The 25,136-nt window shown below is 48.5% G+C and carries 22 protein-coding genes and 6 tRNA genes; 13 read left to right on the top strand and 15 right to left on the bottom strand.

Annotation, left to right across the window (positions count from 1 at the left end):
• Window positions 1–30: 30 nt before the first annotated feature.
• Window positions 31–336 (bottom strand): ComEA family DNA-binding protein, encoded by a 306-nt coding sequence (locus AEST_RS15245; RefSeq protein WP_039925647.1) that lies wholly within the window; start codon window positions 334–336, stop codon window positions 31–33.
• Window positions 337–607: 271 nt separating this feature from the next.
• Here AEST_RS15245 and AEST_RS15240 point away from each other — a divergent pair, with 271 nt between their 5' ends.
• From AEST_RS15240 to AEST_RS15215, 6 genes are all read left to right on the top strand, one after another.
• Window positions 608–1,099: a glycine zipper 2TM domain-containing protein gene (locus AEST_RS15240; RefSeq protein WP_008610106.1), complete on the top strand. Its 492-nt coding sequence runs from the start codon at window positions 608–610 to the stop codon at window positions 1,097–1,099.
• A gap of 45 nt (window positions 1,100–1,144) precedes the next feature.
• A complete protein-coding gene (locus tag AEST_RS15235) occupies window positions 1,145–1,486 on the top strand; it encodes a PepSY domain-containing protein (protein ID WP_008610105.1) in 342 nt (113 codons plus the stop codon).
• A 2-nt stretch (window positions 1,487–1,488) separates the two neighbouring features.
• On the top strand, window positions 1,489–2,166 hold the full coding sequence (locus AEST_RS15230; RefSeq protein ID WP_008610103.1) for a response regulator transcription factor: 678 nt from the start codon (window positions 1,489–1,491) through the stop codon (window positions 2,164–2,166).
• Window positions 2,135–3,487, top strand: coding sequence for an ATP-binding protein (locus AEST_RS15225; protein WP_238534620.1), 1,353 nt, complete (start codon window positions 2,135–2,137; stop codon window positions 3,485–3,487). The genes AEST_RS15230 and AEST_RS15225 overlap by 32 nt, the downstream gene beginning before the upstream one ends.
• 58 nt (window positions 3,488–3,545) lie before the next feature.
• On the top strand, window positions 3,546–3,911 hold the full coding sequence (gene folX, locus AEST_RS15220; protein WP_008610101.1) for a dihydroneopterin triphosphate 2'-epimerase: 366 nt from the start codon (window positions 3,546–3,548) through the stop codon (window positions 3,909–3,911).
• A 121-nt stretch (window positions 3,912–4,032) separates the two neighbouring features.
• Window positions 4,033–4,914, top strand: a complete 882-nt coding sequence (locus tag AEST_RS15215) for a TIGR01777 family oxidoreductase (protein WP_008610100.1) — start codon at window positions 4,033–4,035, stop codon at window positions 4,912–4,914.
• Window positions 4,915–4,977: 63 nt separating this feature from the next.
• Here AEST_RS15215 and AEST_RS15210 read toward each other — a convergent pair whose 3' ends face one another.
• Both AEST_RS15210 and AEST_RS15205 read right to left on the bottom strand, forming a co-directional pair.
• Complete coding sequence (locus AEST_RS15210; RefSeq protein ID WP_008610099.1) at window positions 4,978–7,464, bottom strand: ABC transporter permease; 2,487 nt, start codon at window positions 7,462–7,464, stop codon at window positions 4,978–4,980.
• A gap of 1 nt (window position 7,465) precedes the next feature.
• Complete coding sequence (locus AEST_RS15205; protein ID WP_039925596.1) at window positions 7,466–8,155, bottom strand: ABC transporter ATP-binding protein; 690 nt, start codon at window positions 8,153–8,155, stop codon at window positions 7,466–7,468.
• On the opposite strand from AEST_RS15205, the gene AEST_RS15200 reads away from it, so the two are divergent.
• Entirely contained in the window at window positions 8,154–8,738 is a 585-nt protein-coding gene (locus AEST_RS15200; protein ID WP_008610098.1) for an arylesterase, read from the top strand. The two genes, AEST_RS15205 and AEST_RS15200, sit on opposite strands and share 2 nt — an antisense overlap.
• Window positions 8,739–9,031: 293 nt before the next feature.
• Window positions 9,032–10,603, top strand: a complete 1,572-nt coding sequence (locus AEST_RS15195) for a transposase (RefSeq protein WP_039925223.1) — start codon at window positions 9,032–9,034, stop codon at window positions 10,601–10,603.
• Window positions 10,604–10,729: 126 nt separating this feature from the next.
• Here the strand turns inward: AEST_RS15195 and AEST_RS15190 are convergent.
• The 6 genes from AEST_RS15190 to AEST_RS15165 form a co-directional block, all read right to left on the bottom strand.
• Window positions 10,730–10,805 (bottom strand) — tRNA-Glu (locus tag AEST_RS15190).
• A gap of 11 nt (window positions 10,806–10,816) precedes the next feature.
• Window positions 10,817–10,892 (bottom strand) — tRNA-Ala (locus tag AEST_RS15185).
• 48 nt (window positions 10,893–10,940) lie between these two features.
• Window positions 10,941–11,016 (bottom strand) — tRNA-Glu (locus AEST_RS15180).
• A gap of 26 nt (window positions 11,017–11,042) precedes the next feature.
• Window positions 11,043–11,118: transfer RNA gene (locus AEST_RS15175), tRNA-Glu, on the bottom strand.
• 33 nt (window positions 11,119–11,151) lie between these two features.
• Window positions 11,152–11,227: transfer RNA gene (locus AEST_RS15170), tRNA-Glu, on the bottom strand.
• 12 nt (window positions 11,228–11,239) lie between these two features.
• Window positions 11,240–11,315 (bottom strand) — tRNA-Ala (locus tag AEST_RS15165).
• A gap of 222 nt (window positions 11,316–11,537) precedes the next feature.
• On the opposite strand from AEST_RS15165, the gene AEST_RS15160 reads away from it, so the two are divergent.
• A complete protein-coding gene (locus AEST_RS15160) occupies window positions 11,538–12,542 on the top strand; it encodes an ExeA family protein (protein WP_008610096.1) in 1,005 nt (334 codons plus the stop codon).
• A 61-nt stretch (window positions 12,543–12,603) separates the two neighbouring features.
• On the opposite strand, the gene AEST_RS15155 is transcribed toward AEST_RS15160, so the two are convergent.
• Genes AEST_RS15155 through AEST_RS15140 form a run of 4 tightly spaced genes read right to left on the bottom strand, consistent with a single transcriptional unit; the run spans window position 12,604 to window position 17,331 of the window.
• Window positions 12,604–14,238, bottom strand: a complete 1,635-nt coding sequence (locus AEST_RS15155; protein ID WP_008610095.1) for a TIGR03016 family PEP-CTERM system-associated outer membrane protein — start codon at window positions 14,236–14,238, stop codon at window positions 12,604–12,606.
• A complete protein-coding gene (locus AEST_RS15150; protein ID WP_008610094.1) occupies window positions 14,213–15,073 on the bottom strand; it encodes an XrtA-associated tyrosine autokinase in 861 nt (286 codons plus the stop codon). Before AEST_RS15150 ends, AEST_RS15155 begins: the two co-directional genes overlap by 26 nt.
• Complete coding sequence (locus AEST_RS15145; RefSeq protein ID WP_008610093.1) at window positions 15,070–16,647, bottom strand: XrtA system polysaccharide chain length determinant; 1,578 nt, start codon at window positions 16,645–16,647, stop codon at window positions 15,070–15,072. The genes AEST_RS15150 and AEST_RS15145 overlap by 4 nt, the downstream gene beginning before the upstream one ends.
• Window positions 16,648–16,692: 45 nt before the next feature.
• A complete protein-coding gene (locus AEST_RS15140; protein WP_008610092.1) occupies window positions 16,693–17,331 on the bottom strand; it encodes an XrtA/PEP-CTERM system exopolysaccharide export protein in 639 nt (212 codons plus the stop codon).
• A gap of 223 nt (window positions 17,332–17,554) precedes the next feature.
• Here AEST_RS15140 and AEST_RS15135 point away from each other — a divergent pair, with 223 nt between their 5' ends.
• The 4 genes from AEST_RS15135 to AEST_RS15120 are packed head-to-tail and all read left to right on the top strand — an operon-like array spanning window position 17,555 to window position 22,771.
• Window positions 17,555–18,967 carry a TIGR03013 family XrtA/PEP-CTERM system glycosyltransferase gene (locus AEST_RS15135; RefSeq protein WP_039925595.1) on the top strand — a complete coding sequence of 471 codons (1,413 nt, stop codon included), beginning with the start codon at window positions 17,555–17,557 and terminating at the stop codon, window positions 18,965–18,967.
• Between the two features lie 26 nt (window positions 18,968–18,993).
• Window positions 18,994–19,827 carry an XrtA system polysaccharide deacetylase gene (locus AEST_RS15130; RefSeq protein ID WP_008610090.1) on the top strand — a complete coding sequence of 278 codons (834 nt, stop codon included), beginning with the start codon at window positions 18,994–18,996 and terminating at the stop codon, window positions 19,825–19,827.
• Between the two features lie 18 nt (window positions 19,828–19,845).
• Entirely contained in the window at window positions 19,846–21,318 is a 1,473-nt protein-coding gene (gene xrtA, locus AEST_RS16880) for an exosortase A (protein WP_083840464.1), read from the top strand.
• On the top strand, window positions 21,308–22,771 hold the full coding sequence (locus tag AEST_RS15120) for an oligosaccharide flippase family protein (RefSeq protein ID WP_008610088.1): 1,464 nt from the start codon (window positions 21,308–21,310) through the stop codon (window positions 22,769–22,771). Before xrtA ends, AEST_RS15120 begins: the two co-directional genes overlap by 11 nt.
• Here the strand turns inward: AEST_RS15120 and AEST_RS15115 are convergent.
• Window positions 22,748–23,866: a glycosyltransferase gene (locus AEST_RS15115; RefSeq protein ID WP_008610087.1), complete on the bottom strand. Its 1,119-nt coding sequence runs from the start codon at window positions 23,864–23,866 to the stop codon at window positions 22,748–22,750. The genes AEST_RS15120 and AEST_RS15115 overlap by 24 nt on opposite strands.
• Window positions 23,867–23,904: 38 nt before the next feature.
• A complete protein-coding gene (locus AEST_RS16875; RefSeq protein WP_008610086.1) occupies window positions 23,905–25,131 on the bottom strand; it encodes a glycosyltransferase in 1,227 nt (408 codons plus the stop codon).
• Between the last annotated feature and the right edge of the window lie 5 nt (window positions 25,132–25,136).

Below are 25,136 nucleotides of genomic sequence, written 5' to 3'. Positions count from 1 at the left end.
AGGGCGTGAGTTAAACACGCCCTGGTCTGCTTACTCAAAACTGACGTATTCAGCCACTTTAGCCGCCAGTTTGTCGCCAATCCCTTTAACTTTGGTCAGCTCGGCTTGGCTTTTAATCTCGCCATGCTCACTGATATGGTCCAAAATGGCCTGAGCCTTGACTTTACCCAAACCGGGGATAGCAGTGAGTTGTTCAACACTGGCCTGATTCAGCTTTAACTTAGTTGAAGCTTCAGCCGTCGCTCTGGTCAACGTCTGACCCGTTGTATTGGCCAGCGTATAATTGGCACCCAGTACTAATGCTGCCAGCATGGCAGAGAGCACAAGCTTTTTCATCTGATGTTTCCTCCCGAAACAGTCAGGCATGCGGCTGACTTGCTCGCTACAACTATTGAGTAAACCTGCGGGGTTGGCAGACACCGCACTGTCACCCGGGCGACACACCTGCTTACCTGACACAAAGATACCAACCAAAAATAAAACTAGCACGCAAAATAAAATTGGCAAATTTTTAATAAAAAATAAACAAAATAAGTTTTGAAACATTCAGCAACAATTAAGACACCCCCCACTAAGCTATCGGTAAAGCTGAAATCGGAGGTGACCGATGAATAAACTCTGTTATTTTGCACTGACCAGCACCTTGTTGTGGTCTGCAGCTACGCAAGCACACGGCAGGCACGAGTATGGACGGGTCACCGATGTGGTGCCGGTATATAGTCAGGTCCCGGTACGACAAGCCAGTTCGCATTGCACCCCGGTCTATCGCGAGCAACGCGATTCGACAACGCCGGCAATTGTTGGCGCCATTGTCGGCGGTGCGCTCGGTCATGCTGTTGGCAATAACAAAACCAATAAAAGAATTGGTCTGGTTGCCGGTGCCGCGCTTGGTGGTAGTGTCGGCCATGATATGTCAAAACGTGATCACTATTACGAAGATTGCCGTACGCGTCATAATTCAGTACATTACAGACAGGTACTGGATGGCTATCAGGTCACCTATAAATATCGGGGGCGGTATTATCAAACCTTTACCGAGCAACACCCCGGCAGAACCATTCCTCTGGTAGTCAGTGCCAGGCCGGCCTATCGCTATTAATGTTGTTGCTAAGCGCCTAGTGTCGGCTTGTTGTTGGAGAGTGAAATGAAATTTTATATAACCCTATTCTTGCTTGGTCTGTTCAGTTTGTCCTGTTATGGCCAGACGGAACCGAGAAACGAACAAAACCGGCAGACTGAGCCACGTAGAGAACAGATCCGGCAGGCTGAACTCCGAAAAGAGCAGCACCGGCAGCCGGCGCAACCGGCAAGCCGTGAAGTATCGAAAGAGCAGGCTACGCGACTGGCGCAACAGCGCTATCCCGGCCGGGTGTTAAAAGTACAGGCTGACAACCGTCATTACCGGGTCAGGGTAATGCAATCGGATGGTCGGGTGGTTAATGTGTTGGTAGACGGTCAGAATGGCCGGGTGCAAAGGGAAGAATAAGCATGCGGGTATTAGTAGTAGAAGACGAAAGCCTCCTGGCCGATCAGATTAAAAGTCAGTTGTTACAACAACAGTTTAGCGTTGACCTGGCTGGAGATGGTGCCGATGGCTGGTTCAAGTTGTCAGAGTATCCCTATGATCTCGCCATCATCGATCTCGGTTTGCCAAAACTGGACGGCTTATCGTTAATCCGTAAAGCGCGTAAGCAGGAAATAAAGACTCCTATTATCATTTTAACCGCCCGCGGCAGCTGGCAGGAAAAGGTAGAAGGCCTGGATGCCGGTGCCGATGACTATCTGACCAAACCTTTTCATAATGAAGAACTACTGGCGCGCTGTAACGCCTTGATCCGTCGTGCAGCAGGACAGCCAGACCCACTGCTGCGTTCAGGTCCTATCTCCCTGAATAGCCGTACCCAGCAAGTTTGGCTGGTAGACCAGGAAGTCAGTCTGACCGCATATGAATATAAAGTGCTGGAATATTTTATGCTGAACCCAGCCAAAGTCATTTCTAAAACAGAACTGACGGAACATATCTACGATCAGGATTTCGATCTCGACAGTAACGTAATTGAGGTTTTCGTCCTCAGGCTGCGGAAGAAACTCGATCCTGAGGGCGAGCTGAAACCCATTGAGACGCTGCGTGGGCGTGGTTATCGCTTTAATCTCGCTGTTGAATAACATGCTGGTATTACCGCTAAAGTTACGCCAGGGCCTGGTCAGTGCTGTCTTGTTGCTGTTGTTACTGCCGAGTTCTTTTCTGGCCATTGAGCAAGCCTTCTATCGGCAACTGTTGACCAACGCTGAGCAAAAAATGGAAGTGCATATGTACTCCATTTTGTCAGAACTTAACCTGATTAACGGTAAAATTGAGCTCAATAACAACACCCTGGCACCGGATTTTTACCGGCCAGACTCGGGCTTGACCGCTTATGTCAGCGAAGAGCAGATGCTATTATGGCAGTCAGATTCTTCGCTGAATCAGGATTTTGAATTACCGGTCATCGAACTGGTTCCGGGCCAGCATATTTTTTATACCTCAGAGCAACAGCAACAGAAATATCAGATCCTGAGCATTGCCTTTTTGTTTGACACCGGAGACAGCGCCAAGCCGCTGGCTATTCATATTGTGCAGGATGAACAGCTGCTGCTGGCACCTCACATCAGTTTTCGTAACACCTTGCTAAAATGGTTTATCGGTATTGGCGCAGGTTTATCGCTGCTCAGTATTCTGGCCTACTATTGGACGACACGACCGCTAACCCGGCTGGATTTCGAGATCCGGCAACTGGAAAAAGGGTGTCAGGATCATCTAACCGGCAACTACCCCTCAGAACTTCGCGGTATAAAGGAAGATCTTAACCTGCTGCTAGCCAACCAGAACCGGCAAAAACAGCGTTACCGTAACCATTTAAGTGATCTGGCGCATGCGCTAAAAACGCCGGTTGCTGTGCTGCGCACCTCGCCGTTGGCGCAACAGCCGGAATTAAAAGAGCAAATCGATCGCATCACCGCCATGATCGAGCACCAACTAAAAAAAGCCAGCAGCTCGGGACAGGATATCTGGAAAAAACAAACACCGGTGTTACCGCTGGCAGATAAAGTCAGTAATGCACTGCGTAAAATCTATCGTGACAAAGACTGTCAGATCGATATCCAATGTGAGCCAAGCTCTTTTTTTCGGGGTGATGAAACAGATTTAATGGAAATGTTGGGCAACCTGCTTGATAACGCCTGTAAAGCTTGTCGGCGCCAGGTTAAACTGACGGTGCAGCAACAGCCTTTTAGCCTGACCATTGAAGACGATGGCCCGGGTATTGCGCCAGAGCGTCGAAAAGAGCTGTTTCAGCGCGGGATCCGGCTGGATACTTATAAAGAGGGGCATGGTGTAGGGCTGTCGATTGTTGCCGAGCTGGTAAATTCCTATTCCGGCATGATTAATGTCGGCGAAAGTCCGCTTGGTGGGGCCGCCTTTACCCTGAGCTTTCCAGCAGACAGCTAGCTGATCGAAAAGCGCGAGCCGTACGTAAAGCTCTGTAAATTAACTAAAGGAAGTTGTTATGGCGCTTAATCCAGCCACCATTCGTATTAAAAATCTGCGGCTACGCACCTATATTGGCATTAACGATGATGAGATTAAGAATAAACAGGACGTCGTCGTCAATGTGCGGATCCAGTATCATGCTGATGCCGCAGCCAGTAGCGATCAAATGGATAATGCTCTGAATTATCGGACTATTACCAAACAAATTATCAATCTGGTTGAATCCAACCGCTTTTATCTGCTGGAAAAACTCACTGCCGAAGTGCTGGCGCTGGCCAGTGCCCATAGCAGCGTGATCTTTGCCGAAGTCGAGGTTGATAAACCTCATGCGCTACGTTTTGCTGACTCGGTATCGCTGACGCTTTCCGTCAACAAGGCATAAGCTAGGAGCGCCGCGTCACAACGCCTCGTTTGACGGCGTGTGGCCGGCAGCTGTCATATCCAGCCCACAGCGGCTACACTATTCAGATGCTGCACCACTTGAACCGACAGGAGGCTTGACGATGCGGATCCTAATTACCGGCGGCACCGGTCTGATCGGCAGTGCCTTAGTTAAGCACTGGCAAGCTCAGCATCAGCTGACAATACTAAGCCGTACCGCGCGCACTGACACCGAGCAGGTACGCTATCGCCAACAGCTCTCCGATATTGATCTGAACCAGATTGATGCCATTGTTAATCTGGCCGGCGAACCCATTGCCGATAAAAGATGGTCTGCCGCGCAGAAAAGCCGGATCTGTGATAGCCGCTGGCAACTGACTGAACAACTGGTGCAGGCGCTCAACTCGGTAAGCCATGCCCCGAAATTATTGATCAGCGGCTCCGCTGTTGGCTTTTACGGCCGTCAGGGTGAGCAGGAAATCGACGAAGACTATCAGGCGTTTTTCCCGGAGTTTAGCCATGACATCTGTGCCCGCTGGGAAAATTTGGCGATGCAAGCCAGTAGCCCGCAGACCCGGGTATGCCTGCTCAGAACAGGTGTAGTATTAGCGGCAAAAGGTGGCGCGCTGCAGAAAATGTTACCGCCCTTTAAGCTGGGGTTAGGTGGCAAAATTGGCCCTGGTGAGCAATATATGTCGTGGATCCATCTGGATGATATGGTGGCGTTAATTGATTTTATTCTGCATAACGACAATCTGAGCGGCCCAGTTAACGCCGTTGCTCCCAAGCCAGTGACCAATGCGGTATTTAGTGCCGAGCTGGCAAAACGTCTGCACCGCCCGGCGCTGCTGCCGATGCCAGCAGCTGTGCTAAAACTGTTGTTTGGGGAAATGTCGGATATCTTGCTGTACGGCCAACGGGTCGTGCCAAAACGCTTGCTCGAGGCCGGCTTTCAGTTTCGCTATCCACAGTTGTCGCAGGCACTTAACGCCCTGGCGCTTTGAGTTAATACCGCTTTACAGCCAAAACGATATGCAGCGCCCGGCTCTGTGCCGGGCGTGCTGTTATCAACTTTGAATCACCCGTCGGATCAAGACGGCGCCGGGAATATTTAACAATTTACGCAATTGCCACCAACCCAGTAATGACACCAGAATAGCGCCGCTCACCGGCCCCAGCCACCACAGCGCATAGTGCGGACTAAACGGCAGATCAAACAATCGCTGTTGTAAGGTCAATAATAAGATTTCTGCCAGCACCGTCGCCAGGATACCCGCCAAGGCGCCGAGAAAGGTGAACTCCAGCAGCAACGCATTGCGCAAAAAGGTATAACGGGCACCCAGCGTGCGCAAAATAGCCAGCTCCTGCTCGCGTTGTTCCAGCGTAGCCTGCACCTGAGCGACCAATACCAATATTGCCGATAAACCAATAATAATCAGGATAAAGCTTAACGCCAGGGTGACCTGGGCAATAATATCCTGCACTTGACGGATAATGGCTTCAACACTGATCACGGTAACCGTTGGCATCAGCCGTGATAACTGATTGATTACGGTATAGCGCTCCGGCTCCAGATAGAACGCCGTGATATAGCTAGCTGGAAAACCGGCCAGCAGATCAGGGCTTAGAATCATATAGAAATTCGGTTGTAAGCTATTCCAGTCGACCTGACGGATACTGGTCACTTCAGCACGGATTGGCTGGCCGCCAATGGAAAAATGCAGGGTATCACCCAGTTTCAGTCCCAAGCGCTCCGACAGCTCCGACTCTACCGACACCTCTGCCTTAGCCTGCTGGCTAAACCACTGGCCGGCGATCACTTTATTGGCCGGAGGTAACTGCTCCAGCCAGGTCAGATTCAGTTCGCGGCCGATACCGGTGCGCTGCTGGCTGCGATCATCCTTGGTGGCTTCCTCGCGAAACACTTGTTCATTCAGCTGCACCAGCCGGCCCCGCACTACGGGGTAAAAGGTTTCAGTTTGCAACTGATGCTCGGCCGCGAATTCAGACAGCTCAGTACGCTGCGTCTCGCTCAGATTAACCAGAAAATGGTTTGGTGCACCGGGCGGGATCTGCTGTTGCCACTGGCCAATTAACTCTGCGCGTACAAAATACAATAACAAAGCTAAGAATAATGCCAGCGTAAAGGTAATCAGTTGGAAGCTATTGGCCCACAGTCGGCGCCGCAAATTGGCCAGCGCCAACTTACCGGCGCTACTTTGGCCAGCGGCGACTGGTTTGGCCGCTTTCACCATCAACACAGCAATACCGAGCAGTACCGCCACAAAGACCGCGCAGATCAGAAACAAGCCCAGACTGATAAACCAGTCGGCAGCGAACAGCCACATCAGGCCATAAACCGCGACAGCACCGGTAACCAGCTGTAACTTATCGATAGTCAGCGGCGCCAGCGGTTGTTTTAGCACCTGGATCGCCGGTGTCACCGTTAAGCGCCACAGTGGCCGGGCCGCAAACAGTAGCGCACAAGCGATACAGGTCAGAGCCCCCAGCCATAGCGGCCGGAAACTGAATTCTGGTCTAAAATCACCGATATAAAAACGGATCCCCTGCTCAACAGCCAGTAAAACCAGTTGACCAGCGCCCAAACCTAACAGCAGGCTAAAGAGCACCACCAGGATTAGATGACTAAAGTAAATCAGTCGTACCTGGGCTGTTGTCGCTCCCAGCGCCTTAATAATGGCCACCGCCTGAGCATGGCGCTGGCTATAACGACCGGCGGCAACCGCCGCCGCACAGGCCGCCAGCACTATGCCCAGTAAACCGGCAAGTAATAAAAAACGCTCGGCCCGATCCAGGGCGCTGCCAAGCGCCGATTGCTCATCGCGATCCCGCCAGCGTTGATGCACCGTCAGCAATGGGCTAACCTCTTGCTGAAACCGCTCGAGCTGACTATTCGTACCTGCAAACAGATAGCGATAGCCAATACGGCTGCCGGGCTGCACTATCTCAGTGGCTGCCACATCAGCCAAATGCATCAGCACCCGCGGATTACCACCGAACACACTGAGCGGCGCATCCGGCTCATTAACAATGACACCCGCCACCGTTAAACGGCTATTCCCAAGCTCCAGCTGCTCGCCCAGCGCTACCTGCAATAAATCAAATAAGCGGGCTTCCAGATAGAGCTCGCCCGGGTTTAGCTCAGCCACAGGGCCGGTCGTAACACTTTGCGAGCGATGCAGGATCAACTCCCCGCGCAGTGGATAGTCACCACTTACCGCCTTGATAGTTGCCAGCTGCATCTGACTGCTACTAAACAGCATGGAATCAAATTGCATTTGTTGCGCCACGCCCAAGCCCGTATCTTTTGCCAGAGCGATAATGCGTGGGTCAAAAGGCTGGCTGGAAGCTAACACCCGATCGGCGGCGATAAAGTGGGCACTGCGCTGCTCCAGCGCTGATTTAACGCTTTGCGTAATGCCGCTTAAACTCACCACGGAGAAGACCGCCAGAAAGAGTGCAAAGGCGATAACCCAGAGTTCGCCGCGTTTCAGTTCGCGCCAGAACAGACGCCAGGCAATAGCAGTCGCCATCTTATTGCTCCTCTTGGACAAAGCGGCCGGCCTGCATTTTTAGTTGTCGCTGACAGCGTTTTGCCAGCGCTTCGCTATGTGTGACCAATACCAGGGTGGTACCCTGCTGCTCATTTAACTCGAACAACAAGTCTTCGATCCTTTGGCCGGTCACTGCATCCAGATTGGCGGACGGTTCATCAGCAAATAAAATTGCCGGGCGGGTAATAAAAGCCCGGGCAATAGCCACCCGCTGTTGTTCGCCACCCGAGAGTTGTGATGGATAAAAATCAGCCCGCTCACTCAGCCCGACTAACTGTAACAACTCCAGACCGCGGGAGCGGGCACGGCGATCGCCGGCTAATTCCGCAGGCAAGGTGACGTTCTCCAACGCCGTTAGTGCCGGTAACAGTAAAAACGACTGAAATACAAAACCGACCTGACTGGCGCGTACCCCGGCGCGTTGATCTTCTGATAGTTGATGCAGTGGATGCCCCGCCAATTGAACTTCACCGCTAGTGGGTAGATCTAAACCGGCGAGTAAGCTTAATAACGTCGATTTACCGGAGCCGGACGCCCCTACTATGGCCACCGACTCCCCACGATTGATTGTCAGGCTGATATCATGCAGGATAGTCAGTGATCCTTCATTCAGGTTGACCCGTTTAGCCAGGTGACTGGCTTTAATATGAATTTCAGGTGTTGTCGTCATGCGCATTATCTTCGTTATCTTGTTTTGTTTAATAAGTTGGTCTGCTGCCGCCGATAAACTGCTGATTATGGGAGATAGCCTAAGTGCTGCCTATGGCTTGCAAGAGCATGAAGGCTGGCCTGCCCTGCTGGCCGCCAAAAGTCCGGTACAACTGGTTAACGCCAGCATCAGTGGCGAAACCACCGGTGGTGGTCTGGCCCGCTTACCGGCATTACTGCAACAACATCAGCCTCGCTGGGTATTAATTGAGCTTGGCGGCAATGATGGCCTGCGTGGATTTGACCCACAATTAATCGCAAATAATCTGCAACAAATGATTGAACTGGTAAAACAGCATAATGCCCAGCCCCTGTTAATGCAAATACGGATCCCACCAAACTACGGACCACGCTATGTTGCGCGCTTTACCGATATTTATCCACAACTTGCCGCAGCACATCAGATACCGCTGTGGCCATTTTTTATGGATGAAATCGCGATCCGACCGGAATTGATGATGCCGGATGGCATCCACCCGAACGCTCAGGCACAGCCTTTGATCCGGGACCTGATGTTGCCCTTAGTGCAGCAGTTAGCAGAGTAAATTGAACAGTGCGCCGATATCCAGGCGCACTTTAACAGCGCAGGCGCGGTGTCGTGATGCAAGATGGTAAGAAGATAAGAAGGCAAAAATAAAATAGCGAAAAGTAAAATGGCGTCCCCTAGGGGATTCCAACATCTGTTAATGCCGTGGAAATTGGACAGCGCGGTGTCCTAATGCGAGAAATTAATATGGCGCCCCCTAGAACACCGATCAGTTTAAAAATTATACAGGGATCGACTTTGTAACGTCTCTATGATCAAATGCGCAAATTGTTTCATTCAGAGTATTTGATTATGTCCTCATCACGTCAGTGGGATTGCCCGGTAGAACTGTCAAAAAAAGAGAAGTTTATCTGCTCTAAACTTAAGAACTCCGGCAAATTATTTGTGTTTCTTCGTGAGCAGCGCCATCGAATTTTTGACGCTCAAATGGAGCAACAATTGCTAACCTTGTATGCTGACCATCCGATCGGTAAACCTCCTGTGCCTGCGGCATTACTTGCGATGGCCTCATTGCTGCAGTGTTATGAACAAAAATCCGATGCGGCAGCCACGCTTGAAGCCATGTTTGATGTGCGATGGCGCATGGTTCTTAATTGTCTCTCACTTGATGATGAAATCGCCCCTTTTTCTCAAGGAACATTGTGTGATTTCCGGCATCGTCTGGTCAGGCACAATATGGATGAAGTGCTATTAGAGCATACGGTGAATATCGCCAGAGAATTTGGGGGCTTTGGTCACACACAACTTCGGATTGCCCTTGATTCCGCGCCATTACAAGGCGCAGGGCGTGTTGAAGATACCTTCAATCTGGTGGGCCACGCATTAGAACTCTTGGTCAGTTGCGCAGCAAAGATCCGCATGACGACAGAAGAGCAAATCCAGCTTGAAGCCGGCACACAATTGGTCGGGAAAAGTAGTATAAAAGCGGCGCTGGACATTGACTGGTCAGTTGCAGCGGAGAAACAGAACGCTATCAATACCTTACTCAAGGATGTGTTACAGCTTCAGCAGTGGCTTAGTACACAGGCTCCCTTGGTGTCCGAGCATAAGGAGCTCCAAGCCTGTTTGACCTTGCTGGACACGGTGCTATCTCAAAATATTGAGCCCGATCCTGATGGTGGAAGCAGGATAAAGCAAGGTGTTGCAGAAGACAGACTTATATCGCTTCATGATGGAGCAATGCGACATGGTAAAAAGTCCAGCTCCCGAACAATCAATGGTTTTAAACAGCATATAGCCGTTGATATAGACACGAAGCTGATACTTGCCACTTGTGTGCGGCCAGCTAATGAACCGGAACATAAAGCGGCAGAATGGCTCAAACCTAAGGTACTAAAGGTGGGAGAAGTTAAGGAGCTCAGCATTGACCGTGGTTATCTAGCCGCGTCGTGGACAGTGGAATTGTTTCATCTTGGTCATAAGGTAATAGCTAAACCCTGGACGTCGACCAATAAAGGGAAGTTCAGTAAAAAGGAGTTTGAAATAGATTTACTTAACCGCCGTGCGGTCTGTCCCGCAGGGCATAGTGCCGGATTTAGTCGTGCAACGCCGACTCAGATTCGATTTGGTAAAGAGCGCTGTGATAAATGTGCGTTGAAACCACAATGCACAGATTCAAAAACAGGCAAAACACTAACATTACATGTCAATGAAGAGATGTTACAAGGTCTAAGAAGGTTCGTTGAGACACCAGAAGGTCGTGCTCAAGCAAGGGAAAGAACCAAAGTAGAACATGCACTTGCATCTATTTGTAACCGGAAAAAACACAGGGCAAGATACATTGGATTAAGATTAAACGAATATGATCTCAACCGCACAGCAGCCATCACCAATTTACATATTAGCATGGCCATGGCTGCTTAGTTTTTAAACTATATGGTGCTCTAGGGGATTCGAACCCCTGTTACCGCCGTGCAAAATGATGGCGCGGTGTCACACCGCCCTCACGGCGATACCATAAACTTGAAAGATAATAGAAAAGATGATAGATGGCGTCCCCTAGGGGATTCGAACCCCTGTTACCGCCGTGAAAGGGCGGTGTCCTAGGCCTCTAGACGAAGGGGACGCACTGGAAATTGGTGGAGCTAAGCGGGATCGAACCGCTGACCTCTTGCATGCCATGCAAGCGCTCTCCCAGCTGAGCTATAGCCCCAAATTGGGTTGGAACTGTTAGTCCAGGAAAATACCACTTGTGAAGAAGTGGCGTCCCCTAGGGGATTCGAACCCCTGTTACCGCCGTGAAAGGGCGGTGTCCTAGGCCTCTAGACGAAGGGGACATAACAGTGTGCTGGTGTGACTGAAGTGGCGTCCCCTAGGGGATTCGAACCCCTGTTACCGCCGTGAAAGGGCGGTGTCCTAGGCCTCTAGACGAAGGGGACGCTGTAACAGTCATGAAAAGTGTGTAGATTTAGTGGCGTCCCCTAGGGGATTCGAACCCCTGTTACCGCCGTGAAAGGGCGGTGTCCTAGGCCTCTAGACGAAGGGGACGCAATAAAATCTTGGTGGAGCTAAGCGGGATCGAACCGCTGACCTCTTGCATGCCATGCAAGCGCTCTCCCAGCTGAGCTATAGCCCCACACTTTTCTGCACTCATCGACACGCAAGCGTTATCGCTGAACACGGGGCGCATTCTAGGTTGACCGCAGATCCCTGTCAACAATTTTTTATAAGGGCTGGATTGTTCGGGTAAAATTTAGACTCTGCAGCAAAAAAGTGGTTAAATAGCGCGGCTTGGCGTAGCATTAGGTATTCATTTGATCCCGAAACAGGACGCTTTGGTGTTGACTAAAGGAGTGATATGTACGAGTCGTATTATGGGTTCTCTGAGCGCCCTTTCCAGCTAACCCCCAGTGCCAGTTGCTTTTATGCCGGCAAGTTACATAAAAAAGCCCTCGCCTATTTGCAATATGGTTTATCCCAGGGCGAAGGTTTTATTGTGATTACCGGCGATGTCGGTACCGGCAAGACCACCATCGCCAATCAACTGTTAGCTCAGTTAAGTCCTGATGAAATAGTCGCCCGGCAGATCGTGACTTCGAAACTGGCACCGGATGATCTGATCCGAATGATCGCCAGCACCTTTAATCTGGTGGTGACTGAACATAGTAAAGCCAGTTACCTGGATGCGATTTACCTGTATTTAAAGCGTTTACACACCCAACAAAGACGCGCCTTGCTGTTAGTAGACGAAGCGCAAAACCTGCCACTGGAGTCCATTGAAGAGCTGAGAATGCTGTCTAATTTTCAGGTAAACGGGGCTCCGCTACTACAAAGCTTTTTACTGGGTCAAAATGAACTGAATGCGATAATTCAGGCGCCGAACATGGAACAGTTCAGACAAAGGATCATTGCCTCATCTAATCTGACACCTTTGTTAGAAGAGGAAACCCGCGAATATATCGAGTTCAGGCTTCAAGCTGCGGGTATGCAACGCACCTTGGTATCACCCGATGTCTATCCACTGGTGCAGCGCTTTAGCAGGGGCGTTCCGCGCAAAATCAACCTATTGATGGACCGTATGCTGCTGCTGGGTTTTTTGGAGCAGCTAACCGAACTGACCGCAGAGCACGCAGCGAAAGTCATTGAAGAAATCAGTGGCGAGGTCGCACATCAGGTAGCGACAGCACCAACACCTGTAGCACCGGTAGCAGCCCCCCCCCAACCCACGATCTCTGAGCAAACCGTGGCTCAGTCTCAACCGGTACAACAACTTTTAACCGAAACGCTGGAACAAAAGATCAGGCTGTTAAAAGAACTGGACGAGTTGATCCTACAACGCCAGCAAAGTACTAAATCTGAATAGAAAAACGCCGGAGGTTTTAATGCCTCCGGCGTTCTCTGCTTCAAAACCGTCTAGACTCTTACTAGAAACGGTATTTATATTCTAACCAAACACGGTTTTCGCTGTTATCGAACTGTTCCAACGTGGAATTTCGGTTCAGACGCCGCGCTGTTAAGCGCAAGTCAGAGCGCTCACCGAGCGTACGGATATAACCAATCGACAATGAGAGGTTTTTATCTTGCCGGACTTCGTTACGATAATCGATATCGTAATAATTTATGGCTGCGGTCAGCCGGTTGAGTTGATCTAAACGCCAACTGCTGTCCAAACTGATATTATTGCTGCGGTTAAATTCGTTTGTTTCCAGATAGTCAGTTTTACGGGAACTGAGTGTCAAATTCAGGTTCAGGCGATTTTTGCTGTAACCGAGACTGAAACCAATATTACGGGTTTGTACCAACTCTTCGCGCAATTCCGCATTAATGATTGACAACTCTTGTAATGACTCACCAAATACCGGCACATACTGATTGGTGGGTGGCCGGTAACAATCATTAAAATTTGCCGCAGTATCAGGACAGACAAAAATTCCCAACTCTTCCTGTTCGCGGTCAAACTGGTTTTGAGTACGGATATTATCACTCATCCGTAAACGCATGGATAAGAACCTTAAATCATAGCGCCCTTGTAAACTTGTAGTACGCCCGAAATAGCGCCGGTCAAAATTACCTTCTAAACTGGTGCGGCGGGTTGGCGCTATTACAAACTCCGATGCAATATAGGTATCGGTATCTTTTTCCACGCCAAAAACGCTGGAATCACTGCGGTTCATCGTGACGTTGACACGTGAGCGCGCACCAAAGCGATATTCAACACCCGCCCCAAAGTAATCAAATTTATTGTCAACGGCACTGCCGTTATCTACACGTTCAGCTCCTGCACGACCAATCACAGAAAAATTGGGCGCAAAAGGTACACCAACAACCAACCCATGATTACGTATCGACACATCAGGCCCGCTGCTGCGCTCGATTTCCTGCAATTGGCCATTATATTGCCAAAAGAAATTTAACGCGCGCTGACTGGTACCTAATAACCAGCTACCGCTGTAAGCATCCGTTTTATATTCAAATAAACCATCATCAATTAATGGGCTCTGGCTATCAGTAGTACCATAATTTAACGCTGCTTCAATCCGATAAGGTGAACTGGTTAAACTGCGATAACTTAGACCACTACCATAACGCTGTACCCGACTTAAATTTTCGCCGCCAGTAATTTTGTCAGAGAAAATACCGAGCCGGCTATTGCGCAGCTGATAACTTTGACTGGCATTGAGATCCCAACTAATACGGTCACGCAGGAACGTCATGCGATTGGCAAGTGAGAGGTCATTAAAGTGACGATCGTCACGTTGCTCGTCTTTATAAAGCACGGTATTGTGCTGCCAGCTAAACCGGGTTTGCATACCCGCTGACTGCCGAGTCCAGCTAATAGAGGGTTCTAACTCCCAGGCGGCGCCTTTATCTTTATCCGCTTGTTCTGGTAAATTCAGCTGATAGCCATAAAAAGCAGTGCGGATCTCAGGGCTCAATTTTGATTGGGCAGCGCTCGCTGGTAGGGTTGCAGCAGTACAAGCCAGGGTAACCAAACTGGCGCAGTAAGCAAGCTTGGTGCGCAATTTGCGGCCGTTATTCGGCGCCATAGTAATATCCATAGCCGTATCCTTTTCCCTGATTACGATGCGCTTTATTGATCAGAAAACCTACTGCCATCTCACTAGGTAGCAACGCGACTGATTGCTCAATCTCATTTAATCGGGTCCTATTTTCTTCCACCACTAACACCCCCTGGCCGCACATACTAGCCATAACAGAAGTTTCGTTAACCCCTAGCAAAGGCGGCGCATCAAAAATCACGATACGATCGGCATAGCGGTTGGCGAACTCAGCAGCCAGCTTTAGCATGCGATCACTTGCCAGTAACTCGGTAGAAAGATGATGCGGTGTGCCAGCGGTGACTAATTTCAATCGGGGCACATTGGTATTCAGTAAAATGTCCGATACGCTAATCTCACTCGAAAGCAAATAGTCTGTTAAGCCCACTTCATGCTGTACATTGAGAGTTTTAGCGATCTTCGGTCGCAGCACGTCAGCATCGACTAACAAGACCGTTTTATCCTGTTCTAAGGCAATGCTTAGCGCCAGGTTAATCGACGAAAACGTCTTACCTTCCCCTGGCCGTGAACTAGATACCAGGATCAAATTAGGGTGATGCAAGGTTTCAGCCAGCGGACCAAAGGCATTATTAATCAACTTACGCTTAATTACCCGATACTCCTCGTTGATTAAGCGACGCTGAGTACTAAGCGAAACAAAACCTTGTTGTTCAAGCTGTTTCAGATCTAACTCAACCTGATGCCGGCCACTGACCGTTGTCAACAAAGGATCATCGGCATGGTTTATCTCATCAACAATAGGATCAGTTTTTGATCTAGGTTGATTGCCTTGCTGGTCGGCACGGCGTGCCAGCGCTTTCTCGATAATACTCACCGCACCATCCTCATCAACAGCTCGGCTGAGCGGCCGAAAATTAAATCGTTACTCATCAGTATCAGATAGAACATTAGCAGGGACGCCGTTAGCGCAGTGAAATATACAAAATGCAGCCTGACTTGGCGTAAAATCTTTGCCTTGTTGGTATGAGAAATCACACCAAACACTGGATAATCGCTGATAGCCGTAAGCTGTGACGCCCTACTCAACACAGGCGATATCAGACTACGCAAGAAAGCGATAGCCACACCCGCGCCCAAGCCAATCAACAGTACCATTGAATATAGCAAACGCCGGTTTGGCCCGGACGGCTCAAAAGGAACGCGCGGCGGTTCGATAATTCTAAACTGCACATCTTGCTCTGAGGCGTCCGCACGACGGGCTAATTCGGATGCTTCACGACGTGATAGTAAAGCTTCATATTTAGAACGCGTTACATTGTAATCACGGTTCAAACCACTAAACTCGGCTTCGATTTCCGGAATCAGATTCATCCGGCCTTGCAGCTCCCGCACACGATTAGCAAAAGCTTGCACACGAACCCGGTTAGAAGCCACTTCAGTTTCAAGCCTTGCGACATTAAGTTGCAACTCATGGTAAAGGGAGTTCTGAGTAGCCACAAAGCCTGAGTTGTTGCTACCAGATGCTGCATTTGCCAAGGCTGCTAATTCATCTTCCCTTTGTTTAACCAGACTATCCAACAGACGACGGATCTCTAGTACATCAGGATGATTATCAGTAAAGCGGATTAATGCGGTATCCAGCTGAGATTGGAGTTGTCTAATCCTTTCATCAAACTGAGTGGTGATACTGGTAGAACCGCCCTCAGCAGGGTTAATACCAGACAACTGGCCTCTGGCAGCCGCCAGACGGGTTTCCAATTCTGCCAACTCAAGCCGGGCACTTTCCAGGCGTTGCTGCTCTGCCGCTAACTGACTGTAATAATTTGATTCTGAACCAGGCAGGATATTCATCCGCTGCTTTTTGAATTCCGAAAGCTTATGTTCAGCTTCAGCTAAACGTCGCTCATAATCAGCAATTTCGCGATCCAAAAACTCCTGCGCCGCTTGTGAATCTGCGCGACTGGAACCAATACGGTTTTCCATAAAGGTATTCAGCGTTTCCTGCACTACCTTTAATGCCACTTGCGGCTGAGGGTTGCTGTAGGTAATCGAGTAAATATTCTCACGACTGGTACCCGACACCTTTATCTCTTTTTGTAACTTATCAATGATTAGCTCAAATTCTTTATCGGTTCGGGTCTGCAGATCCAAATCGGCCTGACGGGCAATTTTTTGCAAATTTGTGCGGCTGAGTAAAGTTCGTGCCATCAGATTAATTTCGTCGCGCTGACTGGTATTAATTGTCAGGCCCCGCAGTATCGGTTCAAGGAAAGTACTGCTTTCAACATACAAGCGCGCGTTTGCTTGATAGGTGGGTGGCATTTTGTAAACATATAGCCAGCCTGCTGGGCATACCAACCAGGCTGTAATAATAAAATAACGGCGCCGTAGCCATATACCCTGTAAATAGGTACTGACCAACTCCAGCGCCTGTTGAATCTCTCTCATTACTCCTCCCTGAAAGATCCGAAAATTGCGTAATACAAGATCGCGTTAGAACCAGGCTTCAGGAATAATGATGATATCGCCAGGTAAGATATCGACATTAGCGGAAATATTACCGTCGCGGATTAACTCATCCAGTCTGATATCGTAAGTGCGCTGCGAACCATTGGTAGTGCGAACCAGCTTCGCTTTGTTACCAGCGGCAAATTCTGTTAAGCCTCCTACTGCAATCATCAGATCCAACAGGGTCATGTATTGCCGGTAATTCACCGCCTGTGGATTAGTGGCTTGGCCAATCACCCGCACTTGTTCGCTGTATGGGCCGACAAAGTTGTTAACAGAAACCGTTACCACCGGGTCTCGGATATACTTCGCCAGTATTTGTTCCATATCCCGCGCCAGTTGAGTCGGTGTCTTACCACTGACTGGTACATCTTCAACCAGCGATGTAGAAATCATGCCATCCGGGCGCACAATAAAGGTGCCAGACAGTTCCGGGTTACGCCAGACAAAGATACTTAGGGTATCTGCCGGGCCAATCAAATACTGGTAATTGTCAACGGTTGTAGTGAGTGAACTCTGTACCGTTGCCCGCGGCAGCGTGTTATTGTTAGCACATCCGGAAAGGGTAAGCGCTACGCCTACCGCCAGGCATAAAGTGGTTTTTAGCGGAGTGAAATTGGTCATTAACGAATCCTTTTGTCTGATGCGCAGACAATATAACCAAAAGATAGTCGTTTGGCTGCACTTTTTATATATTTTATTTAAATTCCCGACTAGAAATTAAGCTGTAATTCAGCTAAATTAAGCATCAGGCAGCTTAAGCTAACTGTCAAGTATGTTTAGATCAGAAAAAGCTGGCCGGATGTAATATAACAGGCTGTAGGTTGTTAAGGTTCAAGGAAGTTTTATGCTCAACGCAAGGAGTCACCGTTCCAAAGTCTCAGATAAGATTTTGATCTTCGGTGAGCTTAGTCTCATTATTCTCGCCTGCCACCTAGGTTACAACCTTGCCGAGCTATCAGCGTTGGTAGACCCACTCACGCTTGAATGGCAACTGGTATTTACCGTTATTTTCATCTGTGGCACCATGCTGTGCTCATTGTCGCTTGGATTGTACGACCAAAAACTACGCGAGTCACATTCAGGAGTGTTAAAGCGGGTACTGCTGACGCAGTGTTTTAACTTTTTGTTACTTGAAGTCATAGTCTTTAACCTATTCAGTTCGCTCAGCCCCGGCGTGTTCACTTTATTATTCAGCTGTCTGTTAGCTGTGGTATTTGTTGCTGCATTCAGAGCTCTGTTTCAATATCATGATTTATCGCAATTAAGCCGCCGCAATGTGTTAGTGTTGGGCGCAGGTGAACGAGCTGCCATTATCGAGCGCCGGATGCGCCGCACTGTTGATCGTCGTTATTTTAACCTGGTTGGTTTTGTCAAAATTGAAGGCGATAAACCCGGCTTTATACCAGAAGATAAACTACTGGAAATTGACTACTTACAAAATTTATTTGATTACGCAGAGCGCAATGACATTCATCAACTGGTGATTGCTTGTGATGAGCGACGCAATATGTTGCCGGTTGATCTGTTATTCAAATGTAAAACTCGCGGCATTGACGTCACTGACATCCTGGATTTCATCGAGAGTGAAACGGGTCAAATCGCAGTAAATCTTATCTATCCCAGCTGGGTCATTTATTCAAATGGCTTGGCCCGAAGCCAGCGCTTCAAAACGAATCTGGATTACCGGCTTAATGCACTACTGGCATTAATCACACTGGTACTGGCTTGGCCTATCATGCTGATTACCGCCCTGCTCATCTACCTGGAAGACGGTCGGCGAACCGGTGCACCGATCCTATACCGGCAAACCCGGGTTGGCTTTGACGGCCAGCCGTTTCAAATTATTAAATTCCGCAGTATGCGGGTTGATGCCGAGAAAAATGGCGCCCAATGGGCCAGTACTAATGATGACCGGGTAACGAGGGTAGGACGGGTGATCCGCAAGTACCGCATTGACGAGTTACCACAGCTGTTTAATGTGCTTAAAGGCGAAATGGGATTTGTTGGCCCGAGGCCGGAACGTCCGGAATTTGTCAGCCAACTGGCTAAAGATATCCCCTACTATGCACAGCGCCATAATGTCCGTCCGGGTTTAACCGGCTGGGCACAGCTTAAGTATCCCTATGGCTCTACTGCCGAGGATGCACTGGAGAAGCTAAAGTTTGATTTGTATTACATCAAGCACCGCAGTTTGTTGCTCGATCTGACTATTTTAATCCGAACTGTCGAAATCGTAATTTTTGGAAAAGGGCGCTAATCGTGACTAAATCGTTGTCACAGACTATGAGTGCTCTTACGGTAGACGTTGAGGACTATTTCCACGTTGCCGCCTTTGAGAACAATATTAAAAGTAGTGACTGGCCTAAGATGCCAGTACGGGTTGAACAAAATACTTATCGCCTATTGGAAATGTTTGCTGAGCAGCAAGCGCAGGCGACATTCTTTTTGCTGGGTTGGGTAGCCGAGCGCTACCCACAGTTGGTCAGAGCTATCCACGAGGCGGGCCATGAAGTGGCCAGTCACGGTTACAACCATACCAAAGCAACGCAGCAAAGCCGCAGTGAATTCGCAGCTGATGTTACCGACACAAAAAAGTTACTGGAAGATATCACCGGTGCCGCTGTGTTCGGTTACCGGGCGCCTAGTTTTTCTATCGATAAGACCAATGAGTGGGCTTTTGCAGAACTCAAAGCTGCAGGTTACCTCTACAGCTCCAGTACTTACCCGGTAAAACATGATTTATATGGAACTCCGGATTGGCCGCAACAACCCTATATGCGGCCAGAAGGGATTTGGGAATGTCCGATGCCAATCCTGAATCTGGCAGGCAAACAGTTACCGGTCGCCGGTGGTGGGTATTTCAGGTTGCTGCCCTATTGGCTGAGTAAACGTTTGATTAATCGCTATCTTAACAGCAGCAGCTCGCCTTACATGTTTTATTTCCACCCTTGGGAAATTGATCCGGGACAACCCCGGATCCGGGATGCCAGCGCAAAGTCCAAATTCCGCCACTATGTCAATCTGGGGAAAATGGAAGCCAAGCTGACCGCCCTGTTGCAGGATTATCAATGGAATACGGTAAAGCAGGTTTTTGACCGCTATCACCAACAACCTTAATAACGTTCGGATTGCGCGATGACCCAGCATGGAATGCCGCTAAGCACGCCCCTGACCCAGCAAAGGCCAATCCTGCCATTTACGTTGCTGTTAACAAGCCTTACCGCGCTATATTTACTGGTGTTCTGGCCTACCCTGCAAAGTATGGAGTTGATCTGGCGTCATTCCGAAACCTATATGCATGGCTATCTGATAGCACCAATCAGTTTATGGTTGTTGTATCGTCAGCGTCAGCAATTAAGCAGGCTACAACCTGAACCGACTGTATTACCTGCAATCCTGGCACTACCCTTATTGCTGATCTGGTTACTCGCCTACAGTATCAACATTAATTTTGTCAGCCAGTTTGCCGCGGTGTTCTACCTGCAACTGCTGATCTGGAGCCTGCTCGGACATCGCTTTATGCGCTATTGCTGGTTTCCGATCGGCTTTCTCATCTTTCTGGTCCCGTTTGGCGAAGCGGCCAATCCTGTTCTGCAACAAATCACTGCTGACCTGGTGGTCGCCATGTTGCAGCTGATCAATATGCCAGTCTATCGCGACGGTCTGTACTTACACACTGCTTCTGCCGTATTTGAAGTCGCAGTGGCCTGCTCTGGCCTGAACTTTCTACTCAGCAGTTTAGTGCTGTCCTGTTTATTCGCCTATCTGCATTATCACCGGCTGTATAAGGCAGTGCTTTTTATTGCGCTGGTACTGCTACTTTCAATTCTGGCGAACGGTATCCGTGCTTTCTTATTGGTGGTGATTGGCGAGAAATCTCAAATGGCCTATGGCTTTGGCGCTGATCATTACTACTATGGCTGGCTGGTATTCTTTATTGTTATGTTCTGCTCGTTCTGGTTAGGCGCTAAATTCAGTGACGATAATCCAGCGCAGGTTGCTGAGGTACCAGTAGCAACCAGCCACTCTTTTAAGCTTGCGGCTATCGCGCTAGTACTGCCACTTAGCCTGGCAGGACTGCTCAGTAAAACCCTGCCTGCGGTAGCCACACCGGAGACGGCAGCACGCTTGTTTAGCAGCGTGCCCCCGCCAGAGACCAGAGCACCCTGGGGCATCCAATTCTACGATGGTTTAAGCCGGGATCATTGGCAGAGCGCTGAGGGTATAGAGTTTTTCTACGCGACCTATGCCAATCGTCAGCAGCAAGGCGACCTGATCACCTGGCACAATACCCTATTCAATCTGGAGCACTGGTCCATCCGGCATGCCCGCCGGGAAGGCACCTTACTGCAAAGTTACGGTGTACTGGAGTTGGTTAATCCGCAAGGCCAGGTTAGGGAAGTCCAGTTCTGGTATCAGTTGGGTAGCTATCAAACTAATAGCAGAGTCATGTTCAAACTGTTACAACTGAAATTCTTATGGTTGCAACGGCATGAGGCAGCTGAAGTCTTTGCGGTTTCCAGCATGCAACCGGAACCGCTAAGCCGGCAGCAGCAACTCGAACAGGCGCGCCATACTTTGCAGCAGACCATCGCCAATGAGCGTTAGCCGTGGTGTCTTACAAAGTTCCGCCATCCTGGCGTTGATCCAGCTGTTTCAAAAGAGCTTAGGCTTTGTTTCCACCTTGATCCTGGCGCGGCTGCTATTGCCAGAGCACTTTGGCGTGGTTGCCATGGTGATGATTTGCCTCATGTTGTTTGAAAATATCGCCGACGCTGGTAACGAACATTACACCCTGCAAAAACGTGAGCTTACCGCAGAGGATTTGCATACTGCCTGGAGCTTCGATTTGCTGCTAAAGAGCGGCGCTTGTCTGCTATTGATATTGTTATCACCACTACTGGCTGACTATTTTCGCATGCCAGAACTGCAGCAAACGTTGCAGGTCGCCAGCCTGGTACTCCCGATAAAAGCCCTGCAAAACCCACAACTGCTGCAATTCGCGCGGGAGTTAAACTACCGGCCGGTATTGCTGCTTAGTCTGCTCCAAAAGCTACTGGCGTTTTTGGTTACCGTTACCCTGGCCTGGTTATATCCCAGCGCCTGGCCGGTGATCATCGGGGCGCTGGTTTCGGCCTTGGTTTATTCCGGCGGCAGTTATCTGGTATGTCACTTTAAGCCGCGCTGGCAGCTACAGCAGCTGAGTGCACAATGGCATTTTTCAAAATGGATCATGTTACGGGGTTTTATCGGTTTTTGTCGCTTCCAGGCCGACAATATCCTGGTTTCCCGCCGTTTCGATACAGCAGCCCTCGGCGGTTACAATCTGTTGCGTGAACTGAGTATCCTGCCGGCAATTGCGCTGATCATTCCCTGTAGCCAACCGTTACAGGCGGCAATAGCACGTGATAAAACCGCGGAAGGCTACCGTTTGCGACTCAGTTTGCTACTGCTGTTGTTATTACTGCTGCCGATCACCCTCTTCGCCATGGCCTATCCGGCCTTAATAGTCAGCACTTTGCTGGGATCGCAGTGGCTAAGCTATAGCGGCTTGCTGGTGCCCTTTGCTTGCTTTTTTCTGACATTTTGTCTGTTCGATTTGCTCAGTAATGCAACGCTAGCTACCGGACGCAGCAAATTACTGTTCTGGTTTGATCTCTGGTCAACGCTGCTGGTGGTCGCACTGTTAGTGCTGATCCCAACTGCGGCACTGCTTGAAATGGCCCGGCTCAGAGCCCTGATCGCCATCCTGACCACGCTGGCACTGCTGCTGCTGTTACAGCGCCACTGTCAGTTTGGCTTGTTACGTCTGGCATTGCTCACCCTACCCTATCTCTTACTGGCGCTGGGTTGTTGGCAGCTTACCGAGCTATTGATAGCAGAGAGACCGACGCAGCCGTTGCTGGAGCTAGCGCTGCGCATCAGCTGCTATTTTAGTGCTTATGCTATTACTCTGATCTTGCTTACGCTGGCACTGCGGCATCGTATTCTGGAATGCCAGCAGTTAGCCCAGCCGCTACAGCAGGGGTTCCGTTGGTTAAGACAGAGGCTGGCACACTAACTCCTGATAAAGCTTGCTATAAGCCTGCTCCATTGCCTGCGCTGAGAAGTGTTGATACACGTAGTGTTGGCCAGCTTGCGCCAGCTGTAGCTTGCGCTCAGGTGCGGCCAGCAGATCCAACCAATGCTGACACAAGGCTGCCGTATCGCCATACTCTGCCAGCAAGCCGGTTTCACCGTGCGTAATCAACTGATCAACGCCAGGAATATTAAAGGCTGTCACGCAGACCCTGGCTGCCATCGCTTCCATTAAACAACGAGGGATCCCTTCCAAGCTGGATGTCATCACAAAACAGTCAAAGGTTGGCAGCAGCTGCAAGCGGTCATCACGAAAACCAAGAAACTCTACTTTTTGCGCCACCCCAAGCTGGTGTGCCAGCTCAGTTAATCGCTGTCGCTCCTCACCATCACCAATCAGTAGTAAGCGACTTTGCGGCACCTGCTTTTGTAATAAGGCAAAAGCTTCCAGCGTTGCGCTAATATTTTTACGGCTAATCAGCTGACCAATATAACCAATGGTAAAATCATGGCTACTTTTGGCGGCAGGCTGCTGCCTGCCACGTTCAACCTCGGCTAGATCCACTCCGTTACTAATCAAGCGAACTTTAGCAGGATTAACCCGGTATTGAGTTAACAATGTTTGTAGAATATCCGGCGATAACGGGCAAACCCAATCAAACCAATGAAAAGCTTTGCCCCCCAGCCACATATATGCACGCAGTCTTTTATCGGTTGAGTTTTCGAAACCATGTGGCGTACATACTGAGGCTATACCAGCCCATCTGGCAGCAATCGCGCCCAGAATGTCTGATTTATAACCATGAGTATGAATAATATCAACGTGTTGCTGGCGAATAAGCTCAACCAAACCTTTGATAGCACGTAAATCAAATTTAGAAGACATGGCAATACGGTGTTGCCGTTCTACAGGTAAAGCACAACGCTGCAATACTTCATCACAAACACCGGGTTCCTCTGTAATGGCTAAGTGTTGTTCGATATTGGCACTGGGTGGCACCGACAGTAGCGCACTTATCCACCGCTCTGCACCGTAATAGCCTGTTGGACAGATTAAATGCAACACCTTGACTGACATGATATTTCCCTACATTGTGATTAAATTAATAAAATTTTTTAGATTTTACGACCATAAAAATCAAGAAGAACTTTCATAATAATTTCCCAATCATAATTATTCTCAACAAAATCACGACTATTCTTAGAAAGATTTAAGGAAAGTTCTTTATTATTTATAATATCTAAAATATTATTGGAAATATCAACAGGGTTATCACCTATTAAAATGTTATGACCATCTACATAGTCTATCCCCTCGGCCCCAATACTTGTTGAAACAGTTGGTATACCCATAGAAAATGCTTCTAAAACTTTTAGTCTAGTACCTGCTCCACTTCTAATGGGAACGACATAAACCTTTGAGTTTTTAATATACTCTCGCACATCATCAACTCGCCCTGTCACCTGTACATCTTTACATAGCATTGCGTATTCAAGCAACTTCTTACTCGGCTCTTTACCTACGACCAAAAAAATAATTTTATCAACTCTCTCTCTAAGAATCGGCAACACTTCTTTAATGAAAAATATCGCTGCATCATCATTTGGAGAGTAATTCATAGCTCCAGTAAAAACCACTATGTTTGGATTATCACCATAGCTATCAAAATCAGACTTAAAGTAATCTGTATCTACACCATTAGGGACAACATGAATTTTACTATTCAAACCCCAGGTACTAATAATATTCGCCTCTCTTCCAGAACAAAAAATAACCGCATCAACTTTATTAAATGCCCTTTTTTCATAAATTGAGAACATAAAGGATTCAAAACGATTCAATAATCTCCTGATTAATGAATTTTGAAATTTTGAGTATTTATCATACAACTCAAACATTATATTGTGAGTGTCAATAGCCACATAAACATCAGGATTAACATCCTTTAAGTATTGCCAGGTGTCTAAGTGATTTAGGTGTATGACATCAAAATCAATTTCACCCAACAACCTTTCAACTTCACGCATTATGTTTTTATTATAATTATATGAAATTGAAATAGGGCAAAATTTTAAAATAGATCTAAAAGTTGTTTTCAACAAAAAAAACAAATCAGTAGATTTAACATCATCGACAAAAAAAATCTCATCACAAAAATCACTAAGAAAAACTTTTGCCTCATAAAAAAACGAATCTTTAGCTAATAACTTTGGGACACTTGCGACTAGAGTCACACTATAATTTAATGACAATCCTTTAAGCATGTTATATGTTCTAATATTTCCGCCATCATTTAGTGGATAGGGAACCTGCTGAGTAATAAATAATAATTTTTTTTTCACAGAAC

Origin of the sequence: Alishewanella aestuarii B11, assembly GCF_000280055.1 — a bacterium.
Classification (GTDB): domain Bacteria; phylum Pseudomonadota; class Gammaproteobacteria; order Enterobacterales; family Alteromonadaceae; genus Alishewanella; species Alishewanella aestuarii.
The sequence above is the reverse complement of the archived record's forward strand: the minus strand, read 5'-3'. Positions and strand labels throughout refer to the sequence as shown.

Bases quoted from the DNA above. Each gene is read 5' to 3' on its own strand.
- AEST_RS15210 (WP_008610099.1), bottom strand. From the start codon at position 7,464: ATGGCGACTGCTATTGCCTGGCGTCTGTTCTGGCGCGAACTGAAACGC.
- AEST_RS15160 (WP_008610096.1), top strand. From the start codon at position 11,538: ATGTACGAGTCGTATTATGGGTTCTCTGAGCGCCCTTTCCAGCTAACC.
- AEST_RS15155 (WP_008610095.1), bottom strand. From the start codon at position 14,238: ATGGATATTACTATGGCGCCGAATAACGGCCGCAAATTGCGCACCAAG.
- AEST_RS15200 (WP_008610098.1), top strand. From the start codon at position 8,154: ATGCGCATTATCTTCGTTATCTTGTTTTGTTTAATAAGTTGGTCTGCT.
- AEST_RS15205 (WP_039925596.1), bottom strand. From the start codon at position 8,155: ATGACGACAACACCTGAAATTCATATTAAAGCCAGTCACCTGGCTAAA.
- AEST_RS15235 (WP_008610105.1), top strand. From the start codon at position 1,145: ATGAAATTTTATATAACCCTATTCTTGCTTGGTCTGTTCAGTTTGTCC.
- AEST_RS15135 (WP_039925595.1), top strand. From the start codon at position 17,555: ATGCTCAACGCAAGGAGTCACCGTTCCAAAGTCTCAGATAAGATTTTG.
- AEST_RS15145 (WP_008610093.1), bottom strand. From the start codon at position 16,647: ATGAGAGAGATTCAACAGGCGCTGGAGTTGGTCAGTACCTATTTACAG.
- AEST_RS15230 (WP_008610103.1), top strand. From the start codon at position 1,489: ATGCGGGTATTAGTAGTAGAAGACGAAAGCCTCCTGGCCGATCAGATT.
- AEST_RS15120 (WP_008610088.1), top strand. From the start codon at position 21,308: ATGAGCGTTAGCCGTGGTGTCTTACAAAGTTCCGCCATCCTGGCGTTG.
- AEST_RS15240 (WP_008610106.1), top strand. From the start codon at position 608: ATGAATAAACTCTGTTATTTTGCACTGACCAGCACCTTGTTGTGGTCT.
- AEST_RS15245 (WP_039925647.1), bottom strand. From the start codon at position 336: ATGAAAAAGCTTGTGCTCTCTGCCATGCTGGCAGCATTAGTACTGGGT.
- AEST_RS15140 (WP_008610092.1), bottom strand. From the start codon at position 17,331: ATGACCAATTTCACTCCGCTAAAAACCACTTTATGCCTGGCGGTAGGC.
- AEST_RS15115 (WP_008610087.1), bottom strand. From the start codon at position 23,866: ATGTCAGTCAAGGTGTTGCATTTAATCTGTCCAACAGGCTATTACGGT.
- AEST_RS15130 (WP_008610090.1), top strand. From the start codon at position 18,994: ATGAGTGCTCTTACGGTAGACGTTGAGGACTATTTCCACGTTGCCGCC.
- folX (WP_008610101.1), top strand. From the start codon at position 3,546: ATGGCGCTTAATCCAGCCACCATTCGTATTAAAAATCTGCGGCTACGC.
- AEST_RS15195 (WP_039925223.1), top strand. From the start codon at position 9,032: ATGTCCTCATCACGTCAGTGGGATTGCCCGGTAGAACTGTCAAAAAAA.
- AEST_RS15215 (WP_008610100.1), top strand. From the start codon at position 4,033: ATGCGGATCCTAATTACCGGCGGCACCGGTCTGATCGGCAGTGCCTTA.
- xrtA (WP_083840464.1), top strand. From the start codon at position 19,846: ATGACCCAGCATGGAATGCCGCTAAGCACGCCCCTGACCCAGCAAAGG.